Source organism: Stenotrophomonas sp. 96582_Sma (genome assembly GCF_056480905.1).
The window spans coordinates 2394996-2414253 of record NZ_CM151122.1 but is presented as its reverse complement, the minus strand read 5'-3'; the positions used below and the strand labels follow the sequence as shown (position 1 = coordinate 2414253).

At 64.2% G+C, this 19258-nt stretch carries 14 protein-coding genes and 1 tRNA gene; 8 read left to right on the top strand and 7 right to left on the bottom strand.

Annotated elements, in window-relative coordinates:
• Positions 1-89 precede the first annotated feature (89 nt).
• From ACZK2R_RS11220 to ACZK2R_RS11200, 5 genes are all read right to left on the bottom strand, one after another.
• Positions 90-545: a hypothetical protein gene (locus ACZK2R_RS11220; RefSeq protein ID WP_343205444.1), complete on the bottom strand. Its 456-nt coding sequence runs from the start codon at positions 543-545 to the stop codon at positions 90-92.
• A 43-nt stretch (positions 546-588) separates the two neighbouring features.
• Positions 589-691: transfer RNA gene (locus ACZK2R_RS11215), tRNA-Ile, on the bottom strand.
• 849 nt (positions 692-1540) lie between these two features.
• A complete protein-coding gene (locus tag ACZK2R_RS11210) occupies positions 1541-4534 on the bottom strand; it encodes a Tn3 family transposase (protein ID WP_431780150.1) in 2994 nt (997 codons plus the stop codon).
• Positions 4535-4558: 24 nt separating this feature from the next.
• Positions 4559-5830 (bottom strand): site-specific integrase, encoded by a 1272-nt coding sequence (locus ACZK2R_RS11205; RefSeq protein ID WP_100451120.1) that lies wholly within the window; start codon positions 5828-5830, stop codon positions 4559-4561.
• On the bottom strand, positions 5827-6240 hold the full coding sequence (locus tag ACZK2R_RS11200) for a MerR family transcriptional regulator (RefSeq protein WP_012480230.1): 414 nt from the start codon (positions 6238-6240) through the stop codon (positions 5827-5829). Before ACZK2R_RS11200 ends, ACZK2R_RS11205 begins: the two co-directional genes overlap by 4 nt.
• Before the next feature lie 90 nt (positions 6241-6330).
• Here ACZK2R_RS11200 and ACZK2R_RS11195 point away from each other — a divergent pair, with 90 nt between their 5' ends.
• From ACZK2R_RS11195 to ACZK2R_RS11165, 7 genes are read left to right on the top strand one after another with little or no spacing between them, the layout of a single operon-like run.
• A complete protein-coding gene (locus ACZK2R_RS11195; protein ID WP_049430610.1) occupies positions 6331-8289 on the top strand; it encodes an FTR1 family protein in 1959 nt (652 codons plus the stop codon).
• Between the two features lie 24 nt (positions 8290-8313).
• On the top strand, positions 8314-8931 hold the full coding sequence (locus tag ACZK2R_RS11190; protein ID WP_005413376.1) for a cation efflux transmembrane domain-containing protein: 618 nt from the start codon (positions 8314-8316) through the stop codon (positions 8929-8931).
• A complete protein-coding gene (locus ACZK2R_RS11185) occupies positions 8928-9284 on the top strand; it encodes a hypothetical protein (RefSeq protein ID WP_012480228.1) in 357 nt (118 codons plus the stop codon). Before ACZK2R_RS11190 ends, ACZK2R_RS11185 begins: the two co-directional genes overlap by 4 nt.
• A gap of 55 nt (positions 9285-9339) precedes the next feature.
• Positions 9340-10617 (top strand): TolC family protein, encoded by a 1278-nt coding sequence (locus ACZK2R_RS11180; protein ID WP_012480227.1) that lies wholly within the window; start codon positions 9340-9342, stop codon positions 10615-10617.
• On the top strand, positions 10614-11564 hold the full coding sequence (locus tag ACZK2R_RS11175; RefSeq protein WP_021201906.1) for an efflux RND transporter periplasmic adaptor subunit: 951 nt from the start codon (positions 10614-10616) through the stop codon (positions 11562-11564). The genes ACZK2R_RS11180 and ACZK2R_RS11175 overlap by 4 nt, the downstream gene beginning before the upstream one ends.
• A gap of 8 nt (positions 11565-11572) precedes the next feature.
• A complete protein-coding gene (locus ACZK2R_RS11170; RefSeq protein WP_005413379.1) occupies positions 11573-14764 on the top strand; it encodes an efflux RND transporter permease subunit in 3192 nt (1063 codons plus the stop codon).
• A complete protein-coding gene (locus ACZK2R_RS11165) occupies positions 14761-15036 on the top strand; it encodes a hypothetical protein (RefSeq protein WP_005413380.1) in 276 nt (91 codons plus the stop codon). The genes ACZK2R_RS11170 and ACZK2R_RS11165 overlap by 4 nt, the downstream gene beginning before the upstream one ends.
• Positions 15037-15411: 375 nt before the next feature.
• Here the strand turns inward: ACZK2R_RS11165 and ACZK2R_RS11160 are convergent, their stop codons facing one another.
• Positions 15412-16812, bottom strand: coding sequence for an MBL fold metallo-hydrolase RNA specificity domain-containing protein (locus ACZK2R_RS11160; protein ID WP_100443864.1), 1401 nt, complete (start codon positions 16810-16812; stop codon positions 15412-15414).
• Between the two features lie 111 nt (positions 16813-16923).
• Positions 16924-17751: a universal stress protein gene (locus tag ACZK2R_RS11155; RefSeq protein WP_049430389.1), complete on the bottom strand. Its 828-nt coding sequence runs from the start codon at positions 17749-17751 to the stop codon at positions 16924-16926.
• A 51-nt stretch (positions 17752-17802) separates the two neighbouring features.
• Here ACZK2R_RS11155 and ACZK2R_RS11150 point away from each other — a divergent pair, with 51 nt between their 5' ends.
• Positions 17803-19182 (top strand): MgtC/SapB family protein, encoded by a 1380-nt coding sequence (locus ACZK2R_RS11150; protein WP_080101814.1) that lies wholly within the window; start codon positions 17803-17805, stop codon positions 19180-19182.
• Positions 19183-19258: the final 76 nt, after the last annotated feature.

The following is a 19258-nucleotide window of genomic DNA, read 5'->3' as shown; positions in this document are numbered from 1 at the left end:
GGCAAGGCGGGCAAGTCTCTTCGGCTACTAAGGTGGCTTGTCCGCGGTAATCAGGAGTCACTCACGCTCAGGCACCGAATAGATAGCGGTTATTCTTCCTCATTGAATTCGATGAGCGCCGCACGCAAGACCGCGGCAGGATCGGTCCTGAGAACCTCCTCAGGGGTCGCGCCGTCCAGTAAAGCGTTGCAACTCATAAACCACTCCACCTCACCCCAGCCGGTCGTGCGACCCTGATCGTCCGGCGTAAACGGCCCTTTTTCTCGCAAGACCGTCAGAATGTCGTACAACTGACTGACGGGCTGGCCATCTTCCCCAAGCTGCCATGCGGGGTAGCGGTAATGGGACGACGGCGGATCCATGTATGCTGCGAGAAGCCGCCACTGCCGGCGGAGCTTCGTTGCTGCTGTCGGCAGCGAGTTCTTATGTGCAGGATCGACGATCCTAGATACTTCCGCGGCCGTCAACCAGTGCTCCGCCAACCTCGCGCGCTTGCGGGCAGCGGCGACCAAGATTGGGTGGAGGCTTTCGGAACGGGAACTCACCATCTTGCACCTGCGCTCTAGGACAAGAAGTCCTGCTTGGTGGTGGTGCCCCTGGTCGGAATCGAACCGACGTGTACGCGCTTATCTGGCGCGTGCTCTCACCGGGGTATAAGGCCGGCGCTCTGACCAACATGAGCAACAGGGGCGTGATCGATCTAAGCGATCACGCCGGTATTCGAGGGTCGAGCGAGGCCAGGCAGGTCATAGGACAAGCATACCGGGATCGACACCAGGCTGCCATCAAAGGTGGTTGGTCGTTTGCAGCGCGCAGACACGCGAACGCCGGTGTGCCATAAAGCGAGCGAGTACCTCCGCCTTCCATTTCGGGGCAGCTTTTAGTCAGTTCGTGGTTCCAGAGGGCGTCTTTTCGGTCGCCCGTCGGGTCAGGGGCGATTGTTGGTCAGAAAAAGGGCGTCTGTTGGCTTGAGGGAGGGCACTTCTTTGTCGTCATACATCCGCGGTCGCCAAAGCGCCGTTGACGAGCGATCCTTGCTTTTCCGAGAAGATGTCCGAATCTTCGGGAATCTCGCCAGCGACAGGGACAGCACCGAAAATGACGGTGGCGGATGCAGAGCGTGCCCAAGTTGTTGCCGAAGTGGGGCCGCCCAAGTGGCTCTCCCAGCAGACCATTCCGACTCGGGCCTTGCGCGCCCTCAACGGATGCACCCAAGATCCCTATGCCGCCGCCAAGTCCGCCATCCATGAACAGGGACCTGCGCTGGCGCTTCAGCTCAATTTAGCAGTCGGGCGACCTTTACATGGCGCGAGGTAACAGATTTACCTGCTTCGTCACCAGAGGCCCAGCCATTGCCACGCGGAGCCAACAAAGGCCCAGATCCGGTGCATAAGTGATTTCGCATAATGTATATTATGTTCAATCCGGTGGATGCGTCATCCTGAGGGTCGGCAGGGAATCATTACGTACAGGGCCAAAAGCTGCCTAAGCGACTGAATTTCAAGGTTGATTGCTCGTCTCTCGGGCAGGCTCTCCCCATCTATGGGGTCTGTTCAAGCACCTTGGCTGTGTAGCTCAGCGGCGCCACTTCCCTTTCAAGATCCAGGTGGTAATCGCCGAAGCGATTGATGTGGCTGGTCCGATAAGGCGACAGGCCGGCCAGGATCTCGGGCGTCAGTTCAATCCCCTCCTTCCTCATCTCGGCCAAGGTCCGGCTCATGCCTTCCACGTTGTGGAGGATGATCATGTTGGCCACCAGCTGGCTGTACTTGATGATCTTGCGCTGCTCGTGTTGGACGTTCTCAGCAATGATCCCCTGGCTGCCAAAGAACACCCATTTCACGAAGCCGTTGTATTCCTCGCTCTTGTTGGTCGCAGCATGGATCGTTTTGCGGATCTCGTTGTCATCAATGTAGCGCAGCAAGAACAGCGTTCGGACGGCCTTGCCAAGTTCTCGGAATGCGAAGTACAGCTTGTTCTTCCGGCTGTAGGTGCCCAGCCGGCGCAGGATCGAGGACGCGGTGATCTTGCCCAATCGGATTGAGATCACCACCCGCAGCATGTCGTGGAGATGGGTGGCGATCAGTTGCCAGTCGATGCTGTCCCCGAACAGTGCCTGGATGTTCTTATAAGCCCTACCCGGTTCGGGCCGAAAGAATGTCAGGTCCTTGATGTTCCGGATCCGGGGCATCAGCTGGATGCCCAGCATGTGGGCCAGGCCGAAGACCGGGTAGCTTTGGGCCTGCGTGTCGCCATGGACGATCTCAGGCTGGATGTCGGAAGTGTTGGCCAACAGACCGTCGAGGATGTAGATGCCCTCGTGCACGCCACAGGGAATGAAGTGGCTGAAGAGCGCCACGTATTTATCGGACACATGGTAGTAGCCGATGCCACCGTAGCCGCCGTAGCGGATGTGATACTCCGACAGCAGGTTGTCCTCGTAGACGCTCCACTTCGTGCCATCAGCTGATGCGCTCTTGCCGCTGCCCCAATAGCCAGGCAGGTCGAATTTGTTGTAGGTATTGATGACCTCCACGATGGCCTTCTCAAGCACATCCTCGGTCACGTATTTCAGGTTTAGCCAAGCGACTTGGCGCCGGCTGAAGCCCTTGATCGACCGCGCCGTCTGCGTCGGCCCCAGGTTGCAGCCATAGCAAAATAGCGTGGTGATCACACGTCGGGGCAGATCTTCGACCTGGCTCTCGGTGCCGGCGATCGGGCGGAAGAAACGGTGCAGATCCAGCCATTGGCTGGCATCGATCAGGACATCGACGATGCTGGATTCTGGAAGCCGTTCGGCGATGAGGCGATCCACGGTGGTAATCGCGCTGGAGACTTCGGCGCGTTGCCCCTTCCGCAGCACCAGGCGCCCATCCAGGATGTCCGCATGTACGTTCTCCGGGAAACGCGCGTCGACCTCATCGGCCAGGGAGGTCAGTTGTGCACGTAATCCCGCCACGAAAGACTCGGCGTCGGTGGGCAGGCCTGACACCTGGCCGTAGGCTTCCAGTTCCTGGGCCAAGGTGGCTTCATCGACCAGCTGCTCACGGTAGTCATCAAACCGTTCGCTGCTGGGAATGAAGAGATCTCCGGACTTCAGTTCGTCCTTGACCTGCACCAGCACGGCCAGCTCGAAGTACTTACGGTGCATCCAGCCGGCGCCGGCTGCACTGGCCCGCTTGCCGAACACGTGCTGACGCCAGAGCTTGGACATCCAGTCAAAGTCCTTTTCCGGGTCCAAACCGAGGGAGGCGACCTCGATCAGCTCACGGCGCTGGTTGCGCAGCGAGAGCACCGCTGCGATCAGCGGCTCCATGCCGGCGTCGTGGCTGGTCGCCCGAAGTTTCATCAGCTCCAGCCCATTGAACAGCAGCGGCCTGACCGCGCCATAGGGCTGCAGCATGAATGGCAGGTAGTTCTTCCCGGCGTAGGCCATATGTTCTTCGCATTCGGCCAGCAAGGTCGACACTTCCGCTTCCAGGCTGTTGTCGATGGCATCCACGCGCTGACTATCGCTGCCGTCGAGCTGATAGGCCTGTAGGATTTCCTTGAGCTGGCCGATGAGGAAGTCGGCCCGTTTGGCATGTTCGAGCTGGTAGGCCAGCAATTTCTGCTGGGCCGTGTTCTCCAGCCCGCGCACCTGCTTGATGAACAACTCGGCTGCATCATCCAGTGTCTTGGCATGCTGGGCGCGAATGAAGATGGTGGCCAGCGCATAGCGCTTGTCCGGAGCCAGTTCGGCCAGCTCGCTGGCGTCATAGGCCCGAGCCATCGCACGGAACTGCTTGAGCTTGGGCACCGGCACATCAATGGGAGGCAGCTGGTCGGCCAACTGCTGCAGCATGCGGATGTGCTGCAGATAGAACCGAACTTCCTTGTTGGTGGGCCGGCCGGGCTCGCGCTTGAGTGATTGCCAGCCGGTGAACCTGGACCCTTCCGGTGCGCGCAGCAGTTCGTCGATGAGCGTGCGCGTGGCGGGCGTCAGCGCGTGGCTGATACTGCGGTAGTAGCCCAGGTTGACCCGCTCGCGGGCACCGATGGCGGCCAGTTCCAAGGTGCGGAAGCCAGGAAGTTCGTAGCGATGGTGCACCAGCTCTTCAAGCAGGACGTTCACGATGTCCGGGATAGTGTGCTTGGTCTGGGCTGCTCCGGTGGCCACCGTGTCCAGCCAAGACAACCCAGCTTTGTCCAAGGGACGCACCCCAATGAACTGCCGCAGCTGCGGCATATGCCGGCGCTGGCTGCCGGAGGCGTCATAGCGGTCAAGCTGGTCGGTGTCCAATACTCGCCCGAGTCGGGCGGCTTTGGCGATGTGCTTCCGGATCCGCTCGGGCACGTCGGCCAACACCGTGAAGTAACCCAAGCGCTGGAAGAGCTTGAGGTGAATCAGTACCGCCAGCTGAGGACCCGGCTGGGTGGTCAGCTGCTTGGCGAATGCAATCTCAGCGGCGGTGGGGGTATAGATCTCCTCCAGTTCCTTGGCGGTGGGATCAGGCTTCAGTCGCGGGTAGGCGGTCTCGTGAAGGGTAGCCATTGGATCCGGAGGGTGTGAGGGGGATCAGTCCCAGTGCCGGCCGTCGTCTGTACTGAGCGACGCTTCCAGGAAGCACTGGTGCGTATCGGCCATGCGGTGCATGTCATCGAGCAACGTGGCCAGGATTTCATCCAGATCCCTTTCGGGATCGGTGGGAGCAGTCAACTGGTACTCGCTGCTGGCGGTGTTCAGGCGCACAGCCTGGAACGGGGCCAAGCAGATCTCTTCAATTCGGCCTCGGGCCTTGGCCGCGCCGCGGCCCGTGCGGGCAAACGGGGTCAGCACCATGCGCAGGCGCAGCTGCAGGGCCGATTTGCCCTCCGGCGCCGGCAGTGCCATCGCCGGTACCGGCACGGTTGGACTGGGCAGGCTTGCTTCAATGCGGTCCCGGGCAAACGGGTCACGCCCGTCCAGGTAACGCATGGCCGACTGCACATCGCGCCAGCCCACGTACTCCATCAAGGCCTTCATGTCCCAGCCTTGGTCGTTGGCCCAGCTGGCAAAGCCGCGGCGCAACGAATGGCTGCTGTGGAGCCCCGCATCGGCAAAGCCGGCACTGGTCAGCAACTCGCGTAGCAGGCGCACCAAGCTGTTGGGATGCAGGCCCTCGGCGCTCACCTGGCCCCATTGGTTAACCGCCCGAAACACCGGCCCTTCGTGCAGGTCGGCCGCCTGCAGCCACGCCTGGGTCGCCTCCACCGGACATAACCGCGACAGCGCCGGCACCTTGTAGGTGACGCCGGCTGCCTGGCGATCACCCTTGCTGCGTGGCAAGAAGCAGGTCATCCCCTGTCCCGGCACCAGCGTGAGATGGGCCACGTCCAGACGCAGCAGTTCATCGCCACGGAATCCCCGCCAGAACCCGAGCAGCACCAGCGCTCGGTCTCGTTGATGGCGCAGCGCCGCCGGCCCATCGCCCCGGGCATGTGCCGCAGCGATCGCCGCGGCCAGCCAGTCATCGAGCTCGACCAGCCGCCGAATCTGGAGCGGCGCGGCTTGCTTGACCTGGCCCGGGTGCAGGGTCTGGATGCCTTTGAGCACCTTGCGCACCAGCGGCGATCGGGTCGGGTCGACAAAGCCGTGGTCGCGGTGCCAAGAGGCGATGGCCGCCAGACGTTGGCGGAGGGTGCTGGTCGCCAAGGTCTGCGCATAAGCGGCCAGGTACCGGGCCACGCTGTCAGGTGTCGCTGGGAGGTGGCCTTGCCATTCAACCTCGAAGTGCCGCAGCGCCGACGCATAGCTGCGCACCGTGTTCTGGCGCGTGGCCGCATCGAGGTAGCGGTCCAGTTCGGTCACTGGCGCGTGGCCTCCACCGAGGTCGTCTGGCGCAGCGTCGACAGGATGGTGCATTCCGCCCGCTGCCCGCCATGGCAACTGGCAATCACCCGTTCCAGCTCGCTGGCCATGCGCTGCAGGTCGGCCATGCGGGCGCGCACGTCGGCCAGATGGCTGCGGGCCAACCGGTCCACGTCCCCGCACGAAAGCTCCTCATCGCCGGCCAGCTGCAGCAGGCTGCGGACCTCCTCCAGGCTGAAGCCCAGGTCCCGGCCACGCGCAATGAAGCGCAGCCGCTCGATGTCGGCCGGGCCATAGACCCGGTAGCCGTTGCCCGTGCGCCCCGGGCGCGGCAGCAACCCGATCCGCTCGTAATAGCGAATCGTCTCCAAGTGGCATCCGCTGGCGTCGGCAGCCTCACTGATTTTCATTCGTAGTACGCTTGACTCCGTAGTAGCTACGGACTTTACGCTGAACCCGTATCCGCCGCCACTCCGGCCGCGGCGCTGCATGTGACGACCATGCCACTGCCCATCGCCTTGATTCGCTACTGCTTGATTGCCTTGCTGATCGGCTGGGTTCTGCCCGCTTCTGCTCAGGCGGAGCCTGCCGCAGCAGACCTGCGCCAAACCTGGCAGATGCTCGATTACATCGCGGTCGACTACCCCGGCGCGGTCCAGGCCGGTCGCGTAATTGCCCCCAACGAATACGCCGAAATGAGCGAGTTTGCCGGCGCCGTGCGCAGTCAGCTGGCAGCATTGCCCGGTGGCCAGAACCAGCAGGAGCTGACGGCCCAGGCCGACCGCCTGGTCCAGGCGGTGGCAGAGAAGGCCGACCCGGCGCAAGTGGCAACGTTGGCGCGCGGGCTCGGCACGACGCTGTTGGCCCGCTACCCGATCGGCGCTGTTCCGGCGAGCGCGCCGAAGACCTCCCAGGCCGCGTCCATCTACAGCCAGCAGTGCGCGGCCTGTCACGGCCCCACAGGTCACGGTGATGGCCCCGCCGCGCAAGCGTTAAGTCCGCCGCCGATCGCGTTCACCGATGCCACTCGCGCCGCGCAGCGAACGCCGCTGTCGTTGTACGAGGTCATTTCCCAGGGTGTGCCGGGTACCGGCATGGTCAGCTTCTCTGGGCTGTCAGAAAGTGATCGCTGGGCGTTGGCATTCTATGTGGGCAGCTTGGGGTACTCCTCGCAAGCCAAGGCTCAAGGTGAGGCGTTATGGCGCACCAGTGCCGAGGCCCATACGCACATTCCCTCGCTCGAAGCGCTGACACGCACGCGAGAGGCCGATCTTGCCACCACGATGCCCGCCGATCAGGCAAACGCGATCATCGCCTACCTGCGTTCGCAGCCACAGGCAGTAAACGAAGCGGTACCAGGAGCCGATCGCTTTGCGGTGGCGCGGCAGCGACTGGCCGCCAGCCAGCGCGCTTACGCTGATGAGGACCTGGCTCAAGCCAAAAAGCTTGCGCTCTCGTCCTATCTGGATGGTGTAGAGCCGCTTGAACCCACGCTGGCCACGCGCAATCCGTCATTGCTGCGAGAGATCGAGACGGCCATGGCAGGCTACCGCGCGCAGCTGGATCAGCATGCGCCCGCGGCTGACGTTGCCGGGCAGGCAGCGCAAATTGCCCAGCTGTTTGATCGCGCGGACGTGGCGCTGCAGGACACCCGAATAGGCGCCAGCACCGCGTTTCTAGGCAGCTTTACCATCTTGGTACGCGAAGGACTGGAAGCGCTGCTGATCGTGATTGGTATCGTGGCGTTCTTGCGTAAAGCCGAGCGGTCTGATGTGTTGCCGTATGTGCATGCGGGTTGGATCTGCGCGTTGTTGGCAGGCGCAGCTACCTGGGCAGTGGCCACTTACTTTGTTGATATCAGCGGTGCGAACCGGGAAGTCACTGAGGGCGTCTCGGCCTCGTTCGCTGCCGCTGTCCTGCTCAGCGTAGGCATCTGGATGCACCAAAAGAGCCTTGCAGGGCGGTGGCAGGAGTACCTGCACGCCAAGCTGACGACTGCGCTGACACGGCGCTCGGCTGTTTTCCTGTTCATGCTGGCCTTTGTCGCGGTGTACCGCGAGGTGTTTGAGACGATCTTGTTCTACATCGCGATGTGGAGCGATCAGGCGTCCACCGCCATCCTCGCAGGCCTGGTGGCGGGAATCGCGGTGTTGGCTGCGGTGGCGTACTGGATGCTGCGCATGAGCAGGCGGCTGCCGATTGGCCGGTTCTTTTCGATCAGCTCGATTCTCATCGCGGTGATGGCGGTCATCCTGATCGGTAAAGGCGTGGCCGCGTTGCAGGAAGCGGGCTGGATCTCTCAAACACCGCTCGCGTTGCCGCGCATCGAGTGGATCGGCCTGTATCCCACCTGGCAGTCGCTGCTGGCGCAGGTATTGGTAGGCACCGCCGCCATCGTGGGGTTCCTCGCCAATGCCCGTTCCGGTGTGCGTAGACAGCCAGGCGCAAACAAGCAATGAAACAACACAGCAGAGGACCAAGACATGAGTGATTGCGGGTGCCACCACGAAGCCAAGAACAAGGAGGAGCGACGCATCCTCTGGATCGCCTTGGTCCTGAATGCAGCGATGGCCGTGATCGGCGGCATTGCCGGCTGGATTGCCCATTCCACCGGGCTGCTGGCTGACGCGCTGGACATGCTGTCTGACGCCACCGCCTATGCCATTGGCCTGGTCGCTATCGGGCGCACGGCGCGCTTCAAGGCCAACGCCGCGTGGGTCAGTGGCAGCGTGCTGCTGGTGCTGGGCGTAGGCGTGCTGGTCGAAGTCGGCCGCCGGGTGATGTACGGCGCCGAGCCGGTCAGCGGTTGGATGATCGGTACCGCTCTGGTCTCGCTGGCCGTGAACCTGAAGGTGCTCCGTATGCTCGCCCCCTTGAAGTCTGGCGAAGTGCATCTGCGAGCGACCTGGCTGTTTACCCGCGCCGATGTGGTGGCCAACGTTGGGGTGATTCTGGCCGGCCTGTTGGTGTGGTGGCTGGCCAGCCCCTACCCGGATTTCGTGATCGGCGCCCTGATCGGCCTGTATGTGATCAAGGAGGCTTTCGAGATCTTGGGTGATGCTCGCCGGGCGCGTGCCGACGCGCGCAAAACGCCTGCATGACAGCGCTTGGCCGGCTGAGCTGTGGCCTGCGCTGGCTGCTGCTGGCGCACTTGGCCGTGGGCCTTGTGACGCAGCCGGTGCTGGCAGTGGTTGGCGAGCTCCATGCTCAAACCCATCTGGCCGCGGCCGACCATGACCCGGCAGTGGCATCACCAGCTTCCGAGCGTGGCGTAGACGCCGCGCTGCACCGGCTACAGCAGCTGGTGCTGTGCTGTAGCCAGGCCGCGCCGGCTCCAGAAATAGTGTTGGCCATTGCTCATATCGGCCGGCATTGGCCGTCGGCGACAGCCCATGCGGACAGATATCGGCATGAGCACCTGCTCGCGCCGTTCCGGCCGCCGATCGCAGGGTGATGCGCGCCGGCGTGCGCCGGATCCCTGTTGGCTATCGAAAATTCTGGAGTACTTCATGCATGTGCGATTGGCGGCCCTGGCCGCGTGGCTACTGTTGAGCGCGGCGGCAACGCCGGCGACAGCAGAAGAGCTGATGACCTTGGACGACGCGTTTGCACGCGTGGCCCAAACCCACCCCGAGCTGCGCCTGGTCGATGCGCGAGCCACGGTGCTCGCTGCCGAGCGCGACCAGGCCGTGCAGCGGCCACCGTGGACGTTGGGGGCGGAGGTTGAAAATGCGCTGGGCACGGGCGCGGCCCGTGGCCTGGACAGCGCGGAGTTGACCTTGAGCCTGAGCTCGGTCCTGGAGCGCGGCGGCAAGCTCGACGCCCGCCGCACCTTGGCCCAAAGCCGGATTGATGCACTGGCCGTGCAGCGCGAGACCGGGCGGCTGGACCTGCTCGCCGAGACGGCGCAGCGCTATTTGGCCGTTGTCGGTGCCGACCGGCAACGCAGCCTGGCGAACATGGATGTCGGCCAGCGCCAGCGGACCGTCGCCGCTGCCCGGCAGCGCCTGCAGGCTGGCGCGTCTCCCGAATCGGTGATGCTCACCGCACAAGCAGCACTGGCGAGAGCAGAATTGACCCGTGATCGGGCCGAGCAGCAGCGCATTGCCGCCCGGCAGCACCTTGCTGCCCTCTGGGGCGAACGTGCTCCGAGCTTCGAGGTGGCCGCGGCGGATCCCATGACCCTGCCGGCGATCGCGTCCATGCAGTCGCTGGCCGAGGAATTGGAGCGCACTCCCGAGTTGGCGCAGTTTGCCGATGCCCGCCGGATCGCGCAGGCACGACTGCAGCTGGCGCGTTCGGCGGCCTCGCCGGACTTGTCGTGGCAGCTGGGCGTGCGCCGCCTGCAGGAGACTGACGACACCGCGCTGGTGGCCAGCCTGTCCATGCCACTGGGCAGCCGCAGCCGCGCGCAGCCGGAGATCCGCGCCGGCGAAGCCGAGCTGGAGGTTCTGACGATCGAGCGCGAGGCCAAGGGCCTGTCGCTGTATTCCACGCTGGTCGAAGCCCATGGTCGCTACACCGTGGCGCAGGCCGAGGTGGCACGGCTGCAAGGCGAGGTGCTGCCGAAGTTGGCCCGGGCTGAGCAGGCCGCCGAGCGCGCCTATCGCGCCGGCGCGATCAGCTACCTGGAATGGGCACAGCTGCAGTCCGAACGCACGGCCATGGCCCAGCAGCAGCTGGACGTGGCGCTCGATGCGCAGCGCGCCCTGATCGAAATTCAACGCCTGACCGGCCAGGCGCTTGTCGCGCCGCCGGCGGCTGCTTCCACCGGAGAGACCCCATGAATCGCTTTTCCTGGACCGCACTGGGCATGGCCCTGATGATGCTGGCCGCCTGCAACGCGTCGGCCCCCAACGAAGCGTCCGAAGGCGGCGCCGCCGCTGAGGGCGAAGAGCACGGCGAGCACGAGGAAGCGCCGCTGGAAACCAAGATTGCCGCCAAAGCTGCGCAGGCAGCGGGTATCCAGGTCGCACCGGCAGGCCCCGGTGAGATTGCTGACGAGCATGAGGTGCAAGGGCTGTTGACCCCGATTGACGGTCGCATCGCGCAGGTCACGGCACGCTTCCCCGGACCGGTCCGCTCCGTGCGTGCGGGCGTGGGTGATCAGGTACGGGCCGGCCAGGCACTGGCCACGGTAGAGAGCAACCTGAGCCTGACCACCTATACCGTCACCGCGCCGATCAGTGGCGTGGTCATGGCGCGCACGGCCGCCGTAGGCATGGCCGCCGCTGAGGGCGCGCCGCTGTTTGAGGTCGCCGACCTGTCCACGCTGTGGGTGGACCTGCACATCTTCGGCGCCGACGCCCAGCACATCGGTGCTGGCGTGCCGGTGACGGTTACCCGCTTGAGCGATGGCGTCACCGCACAGACCACCTTGGAGCGCGTCCTGCCCGGCACCGCCACCGCCAGCCAAAGCACCATTGCGCGCGGCACGGTGGCCAACACCGATGGCCTGTGGCGGCCGGGGTCGGCGGTCAAGGCGCGGGTCACCGTGGATCGCCAATCGGCAGCGTTGGTGGTGCCGATCACGGCGCTGCAGACCGCAGAAGACCAGGACGTGGTCTACGTGCAGCAGGGCGAAACCTACCACACCCGGCCGGTGAAGCTGGGGCGCCGCGACGCCGAACGCGCCGAAGTGCTGGAAGGCCTCAAGGCCGGTGAACAGGTGGTGGTGGCCCAAAGCTTCCTGATCAAGGCCGACATCGAAAAGTCCACCGTGGAAGAAGAATGAGGCCCGCCATGCTCGAACGCCTCATTGGGCTGTCCATCCGCCATCGCTGGCTGACGCTAGTGCTCACCGCTGCGCTGGTTGCGCTGGGCGTGTGGAGCTACCGTCACCTTTCCATTGACGCCACACCCGACATCACCAACGTCCAGGTCCAGATCAACACCCAGGCCCCGGGTTACTCGCCGCTGGAGGCCGAACAACGGGTCACCTTTGCCATCGAAACGGCCATGGCCGGTCTGCCCAAGCTGGACTACAGCCGCTCGCTGTCGCGCTACGGGCTTTCGCAGGTCACCGTGGTGTTCAAGGACGGCACCGACCTGTACTTTGCCCGCCAGCAGGTCGCCGAGCGCCTGCAGCAGATCGCTTCCCAGCTGCCCGACGGATTGGACCCGGAAATGGGGCCGATCTCCACCGGGTTGGGCGAGATCTTCATGTACACCGTGGAGGCCGAGCCCAACGCTCGCAAGCCCGACGGCACCCCGTACACCGCCACGGACCTGCGCACCCTGCAGGACTGGGTGATCCGGCCGCAGCTGCGCACCACGCCCGGCGTCACCGAGGTCAACACCATCGGCGGCTTCGAGCGGCAGATCCACATCACCCCGGATCCGGCCCAGTTGGTGGCGCTGGGCTTTACGTTGAACGACGTGGTCGCCGCGGTCATGCGCAACAACCAGAACATCGGTGCCGGCTACATCGAGCGCAATGGACAGCAGTTCCTGGTGCGCGTGCCTGGCCAGCTGGCGAATCTGGATGCGATCGGCAACATCGTGCTGGATCGCCGCGATGGTGTGCCCATCCGGGTGCGCGACGTCGCTAGCGTGGGCGAAGGCAAGGAGCTGCGCACGGGCGCGGCCACCCAGAATGGCCACGAGGTCGTGGTCGGTACCGCCTTCATGCTGTTTGGCGCCAACAGCCGGGAAGTCTCCCAGGCGGCCGCGGCCAAGCTGGACGCTGCCAACGCCAGCTTGCCTGCCGGCGTCCATGCCAAGGCCGTCTATGACCGCACGGCGCTGGTGGACCGCACCATCGGCACGGTGTCCAAGAACCTGATCGAGGGCGCGCTGCTGGTGGTGGTGGTGCTGTTCCTGCTGCTGGGCAATGTGCGCGCCTCGTTGATCACTGCGGCGGTGATTCCGCTGGCGATGCTGTTCACCATCATCGGCATGGTGCGTGGCGGCGTGTCGGGCAACCTGATGAGCCTGGGCGCGCTGGACTTCGGCCTGATCGTGGACGGTGCGGTGATCATCATCGAGAACTGCCTACGCCGGTTCGGGGAGGCGCAGCACGCGCTGGGCCGCCAGCTCAATGATGAAGAGCGCTATGACCTGACCGCCTCGGCCACCGCCGAGGTGATCCGTCCCAGCCTGTTTGGCCTGGGCATCATCGCCGCGGTCTACCTGCCGATCTTCGCGCTGTCCGGGGTGGAAGGAAAAATGTTCCACCCGATGGCGATCACGGTGGTGCTGGCCCTGACCGGTGCCATGGTGTTGTCGCTGACCTTTGTGCCGGCAGCGATCGCCAGCTTCCTGCGCGGCCGTGTGGCTGAGCACGACAACCGCCTGATGCGCTGGTCGCGCGCCCGTTATACGCCGCTGCTGGATTGGGCCCTGCGTCGGCGCGTGGTGGTGCTGGCCGGCGCGGCCGTGCTGGTGGTGGGCTGTGGCGTGCTGGCCACCCGCTTGGGTTCGGAGTTCGTGCCGAGCCTGGATGAGGGCGACATCACCTTGCAGCCCATGCGTATTCCCGGCACCAGCTTGGAGCAGTCGGTGGCCATGCAGGAAACGCTGGAGAAGCGCCTGGCCCAGTTCCCGGAGGTGGCCAACATCTTCTCCAAGATCGGCACCGCCGAGGTGGCCACCGATCCTATGCCGCCGTCGATGGCCGACACCTTCCTGATGCTCAAGCCCCGCGACCAGTGGCCCGACCCGCGCAAGCCCAAGGCCGAGCTGGTGGAAGAGCTGGAGGCGGCGGCCAAGGAAATCCCGGGCAGCAACTACGAGTTCACCCAGCCCATCCAGATGCGCACCAACGAGTTGATCTCCGGCGTCCGTTCGGACGTGGCGGTCAAGGTCTACGGCGACAACCTTGACCAGTTGACGCGCCTGGCCAGCCGGGTCGAGCGGGTCATGCGTAGCGTCCCCGGCGCCGAAGACGTCAAGGCCGAGCAGGTCTCCGGCCTGCCGCTGCTGACCATCACGCCAGATCCGGCGGCATTGGCACGGTATGGCCTGAACCCGGGCGATGTGCAGGAAACGGTGGCCACCGCCATTGGGGGCAGTGTTGCCGGCCAGTTGATCGAGGGCGACCGCCGCTTCGACCTGGTCGTGCGCCTGCCCGAAGCGCAGCGCCAAGACCCCGCTGTGCTGGCAGATCTGCCCATTCCGCTGCCGGCAAGCACCAGTGTCGATGAGTCCAGCCGTCTGGCCGCCGGCGCCAATGGGGGGCCTCGCACGGTGCCGCTGCGGGAAGTGGCGAAGATCCAGGTAGAGCGCGGGCCCAATCAGATCAACCGCGAGAACGGCAAGCGCCGCGTGGTGATCACCGCCAACGTGCGCGAGCGCGATCTGGGCGGGTTCGTCGGCGAGTTGCGCACACGCATCGGCCAGGATGTCGCGCTTCCAGAGGGCTACTGGATCGATTACGGCGGCACCTTCGAGCAGCTGATCTCGGCCACCCAACGCCTGGGCGTGGTCGTTCCGGTGACACTGGCGTTGATCTTCGCTCTGCTATTCATGGCCTTCGGCTCGGCCAAGGATGCGGCCATTGTGTTCAGTGGCGTGCCGCTGGCGCTGACCGGCGGTGTGCTGGCACTGGCTCTGCGCGGGATTCCGTTGTCGATCTCTGCCGGCGTGGGCTTCATCGCGCTGTCGGGCGTGGCCGTACTCAACGGGCTGGTCATGATCGCCTTCATCCGCCGTCTGCGCGAACAGGGCGATCCGCTAGACGACGCTGTGCGCGACGGCGCCCTTGGACGCCTGCGACCGGTGTTGATGACCGCCCTGGTAGCCTCGCTGGGCTTCCTACCCATGGCCTTGAATGTCGGTGCTGGCTCGGAAGTGCAGCGGCCGCTGGCCACTGTCGTCATCGGCGGCATCGTCTCATCCACCGCATTGACCTTGTTGGTGCTGCCGGTGCTCTATCGTTGGCTGCATCGCGACCGAGCTCCCCGCGCCGGTAGCACTGCTTTGGAGTCCCCATGAACGAGCTCAACCTGGAACAGGTCCGTGCGGCGATGTTTACCGACCCGGGCGTGAAAGCGGTGGACGACCTGCGCCTGGTCGCCGGTGAGCATGGCCGTGCGATCGCGGCCACCATCACCGTCGCTGCGCCCTCGGTCGACCTGGACCTGGTGCATGCTGTGATTGCCCAGGTCCTGGCCGATCAATTCGGCATCGATCAGATCATGCTGTGTTTCAACGACCCGGGCCCGGTACCGCCGCCGCCCACCGCGGTGCCGTTAAAGAAGATGTGATCGCAGCCCCTGGCTCTATGCGTCTGCGCTGGCAGGCGCATAGAGCTGATGACCCGGCAACGCGCACGCGCCGGCATACACAAAGGCCACGCTTTGCCGCACGCACGTCAGCTATTACCGCGAGCCTAAGCTGCGCCCCAAGCGAATCTGCGATGAGGCGTCCCATGGGCAGCACGGTACACGAAACAGCAAGTAGCGATGCTCGGGTTCGCTTGTACGCACTCAACGCGTCTGCGAGCCCGAGAGCTGCTTCAACCCAATCGCGGAAAACAAGGTGTGTCACGAAAGTATCCCGTTTTTCAGAAGATTCGCACTCTCCGCCCATGCCGACGGGCGCCAACGAACTACGGCGTCTGCAGCCATGCCGGACCTTACTCAGCCCGGGTCGAGATCAATGTGCTGTAAGTACTCGGGGATGCATGCAGACCAATGCAGCTGCCGCTCAATGGCTAACCTCTGAGCGTCGGCAGCGTCTGGCTCTCCGTGTGTGATGAAAACCCGCCGCGGAGTCGTCTGTGCCGTGCGCAGCCAGCTTAGAAGTTCATCGGCGTCGGCGTGGGCAGAAGCTGCTTCCACCTGTACCACCTCGGCACGTATCGGCACGTCCTGACCATAGATTCGCAGTAACTTGTCACCGCGCACCAATGCCGCCCCGCGCGTTCCCCCTGCCTGGAAGCCTGGCAAAAGGATCATGTTGCGACAATCCGGGCCAAAGGCGATGAGATGATGAAGAATGCGTCCCCCGGTCAGCATTCCACTACCCGCGACGATGATCATAGGGCCTTGCCGAAGGTTGAGAGCCTTGGATTCCTCGATGCTATTGACGAGCCGGGTTGCCGCGTGCAACCGCTCCAGTGCGGCGTCATCCAGCAGATGTTCGTTTCTGTATTTCCCATAGAGCAAGGTGACGTCCTTTGCCATGGGGCTGTTCAAGTAGATCGGGGCGCGCGGAATCCGCCCTTCCGCCTGCAGGGTGGCGATCACGTGCAACAAGAGCTGGGCGCGCCCCACCGCGAACGCCGGTATCATCACCACTCCACCCCGCCCGAGGGTGCGCCGGATCGGCTCGATAAGCAGGTCCGTCAAAGACGTCGTCGGATGGCGCCGATTGCCGTATGTCGATTCGACCACGACCCAATCCGATGCCGGCAGCGCCCAGGGAGGGCGCATCACCGGATCGTTCGAACGACCGACATCACCACTGAACGTGATGCGCCTGCCCCGATGGATCAGCGATACCGATGCGGCGCCAAGGATGTGTCCCTGTTTGCGAAACGTAGCCGTTACGCCAGGCACCGGTTCAAAGGGATCGGAAAAGTAGACGACGCGCATTAGATCCAGGCACCGTTGCGCATCCTCCTCGGTGTAGAGCGGCTCGGCCGGATGGTGTTTCGAGCTGCCACGCTGATTGGCGTGGCGCGCCTCCTCCTCCAGCAGGCGCGCGGCGTCGGGGAGAAGTGTCCTGCATAGATCCCGGGTGGCCGGTGTGCACCACACGGATCCATGGAATCCCTGCTTCATCAGTCGTGGCAGATATCCGCTGTGATCCAGGTGCGCGTGGGTGAGCACCACCGCATCAATGGATGCGGGATCCACCGGAAACGGTAGCCAGTTCCGCAATCGCAGCGGTTTGTATCCCTGGAAGAGCCCGCAATCCACCATGACGCGGGCGCCACCGGCCTCTATCAGGTAGCGTGAGCCGGTGACAGTATCCGTGCCGCCCAGGAACGAGACACTGAGGCGGGTTGCATCGTGAGGCGGATTGTTCACGTACATGGATCACCTGGGAGGGCGTTGGATCAGCCGTGCGGCAGGCCAAGCCGGCGTTGCTCGGCAGCCGATGCCCGGTACGGGAGAACTGGGTGGCCAGCGGGCTTCACGCCGATCTCAGTGGGCGAGAAATACTGGTATCGGACTGTGCCGGATCAGTGTGCGGGTAACGCCGCCAAACAGGAATTCCGAGGCACGGGATCTGCCGTAGCCGCCGGCGACAATGCAATCGGCGCCGCTCTCCTTCACGAAGTTCAGTATGGCCGGTCCTGCTCCACCTTCCTCATAGCCGCGGTGCACAGGCGAGGCTGAGACGCCGTGGCGCTGTAGATGAGTCACCAGGCGCAGAGTCGCGTCTTTCTCCCTGCTGGGTTCGCCGGGACCGGCATCGATAGACAACAGGTGTACACGCTGTGCAGCGACAAGCAACGGCAAGGCATCATGGACCGCGCGAATGGATTCCCTCGTGCTTTTCCATGCAATTACAACGTCACGCGGCACCGCATCGCGTGCTTCCGGTGGCACGAGCAGCAGCGGCACGCCCGATTCCACCAGCAACGAGGAGACAAGCGTGTCCTCAATGCCGGGGTCATCGCGATGCAACCCCAAGATGGTCAGGTCAACGCATCGTGACTGAGGCATCACCTGATCCACAGGCCCCTCCCACACCCTCTCGTTCGCGGACACGAGCCAATCTACCCCTGCGCCCGCCAGCCGCTCCTCCAGCGACGTGGCAAGCATCCTGACCGTTTCCTTGGCCGGCTCGTGCAGAGCGGTGTAGACGGCAGGGTAGTACATCCAACCCGTCGCTACCGGCACAACTACACTGGCCCCAGCCAGAGCTACCAGACGGCTCCCCTGCTCACGCGAAAGCGCCGTGGCCAGACCCAACGCCTGCTCGTGCAGGCGCCCCAAGACGAAGGGCAGCAGAATGTCGCAGTACATGATCGGTCTCCCCGGGGTGAAGGAGTCGTTAGCTTGAGCCCCGCGCGACGAATGAACTTGATCGAAGTCAACGAAAGTTCCCCTGGATCGTTGACTTGGATCAAGTCATCCCGGGATTCGTTCTGGACAAATGCCCGAGCAGAATCGCCATTGACCGATTCCAGTGGGCAACCAAAAATGCTGAGCATCGTCCAGGATCCGGCAGGCACCGCCGCGGGGCTGATTACCGCCTCTGTCGTGGGCGCCCTTGTTGGACTGGCCTGGCAGCGAGCAGGCGGGAGGATGGCGGCGGCCCACACGCGCTTTGGGGGCAGTGTTGTGCTTGCGCTGGTCGCGATCTCAGGCGGGTTGGGAGCGCTGCTGGGAGGCGCGGCGCTGGTAGCTGGCGCAGTGCTGCTGGGCCTGGCAGTCTGCCCTCGCCCACGACACTCCCAGGCAGCCGCGGCCAGTCTGATTGTGCTGCCTGCCCTGTATCTGGTAGGCGCCATTGCGGTAAGCGCACCTGCAACGGCGATCCTCGCCGGCAGTGCCATCCTGGTGATACTGGTTGGGGGCCCTGCCCTGATACGGAAGGTGAATGCGAAGGTTTCCAGCCGTGAGCTTCGGGACGTCGCAACGGTGCTGGTTGCTGGCTTTCTGATTCTTCCCTTGCTTCCAGACCGCACCGTCGACCCTTGGGAAGTCATCAACCCGAGTCGGCTCGGCACACTCATCGTGGCGCTGATGGCAGTCAGCGTCGGAGCGCACCTGGCGCTACGCCATCTGGGGCCCCGGTCGGCCTTGGCCTTGACCGGCTTCGCCGGTGGGTTTGTCTCCAGTACCGCCACCATCGCGGCAATGGCGGACGGGGCGCGGTCGTCGCCCCGGCTGGCGCCTGCATTCGCAGGAGCAGCCTTGCTTTCCAACGTGGCCATGATTCTGCAGTTGGGCCTGGTAATGGGCACGCTGGCACCTGCATTACTCGCCTACAGCATGGTCCCGCTGGTCTGCTCGGCAATCGTGGCCATGGGGATAGCATTGGCATTCGGATGGCGGTCCTTGCTCAGTACCTCAGCGGTGTCCGGGCTGGCCATCGTGCGGCCATTCAAACCGTTGGCGATCGTGGTTTTTGTTGGGCTGATCGTCATTCTGCTTCTGGCAGCAAGTCTGCTGCGAGACTGGCTGGGTGACGAGAGCCTGCCCTGGACTCTGGGCATCTCCGGCATTGCCGACGTACATGCCGCCACCGCCTCTGCCGCCCAGATGGTTGGTGCGGAGCGGATCAGCAACGGTATCGCGATACAGGCGATCACCATCGCACTCGCGACCAACTCATTGCTGAAATGCTTGATCGCCGCGGCAAGGGGCGGATGGCGCTTCTCTGCTCCGTTGTTGATCGGGACCAGCCTGATCGTCGGAACGTTCGCTGTGGCCGCCGGGCGTAGCGGGTGATCGTCAACACCTTGACCCACGTCAATATCTCCGTGCAGGACTGGCGGAGAATGCGGGGCAACGCCGGCCTCTGTGT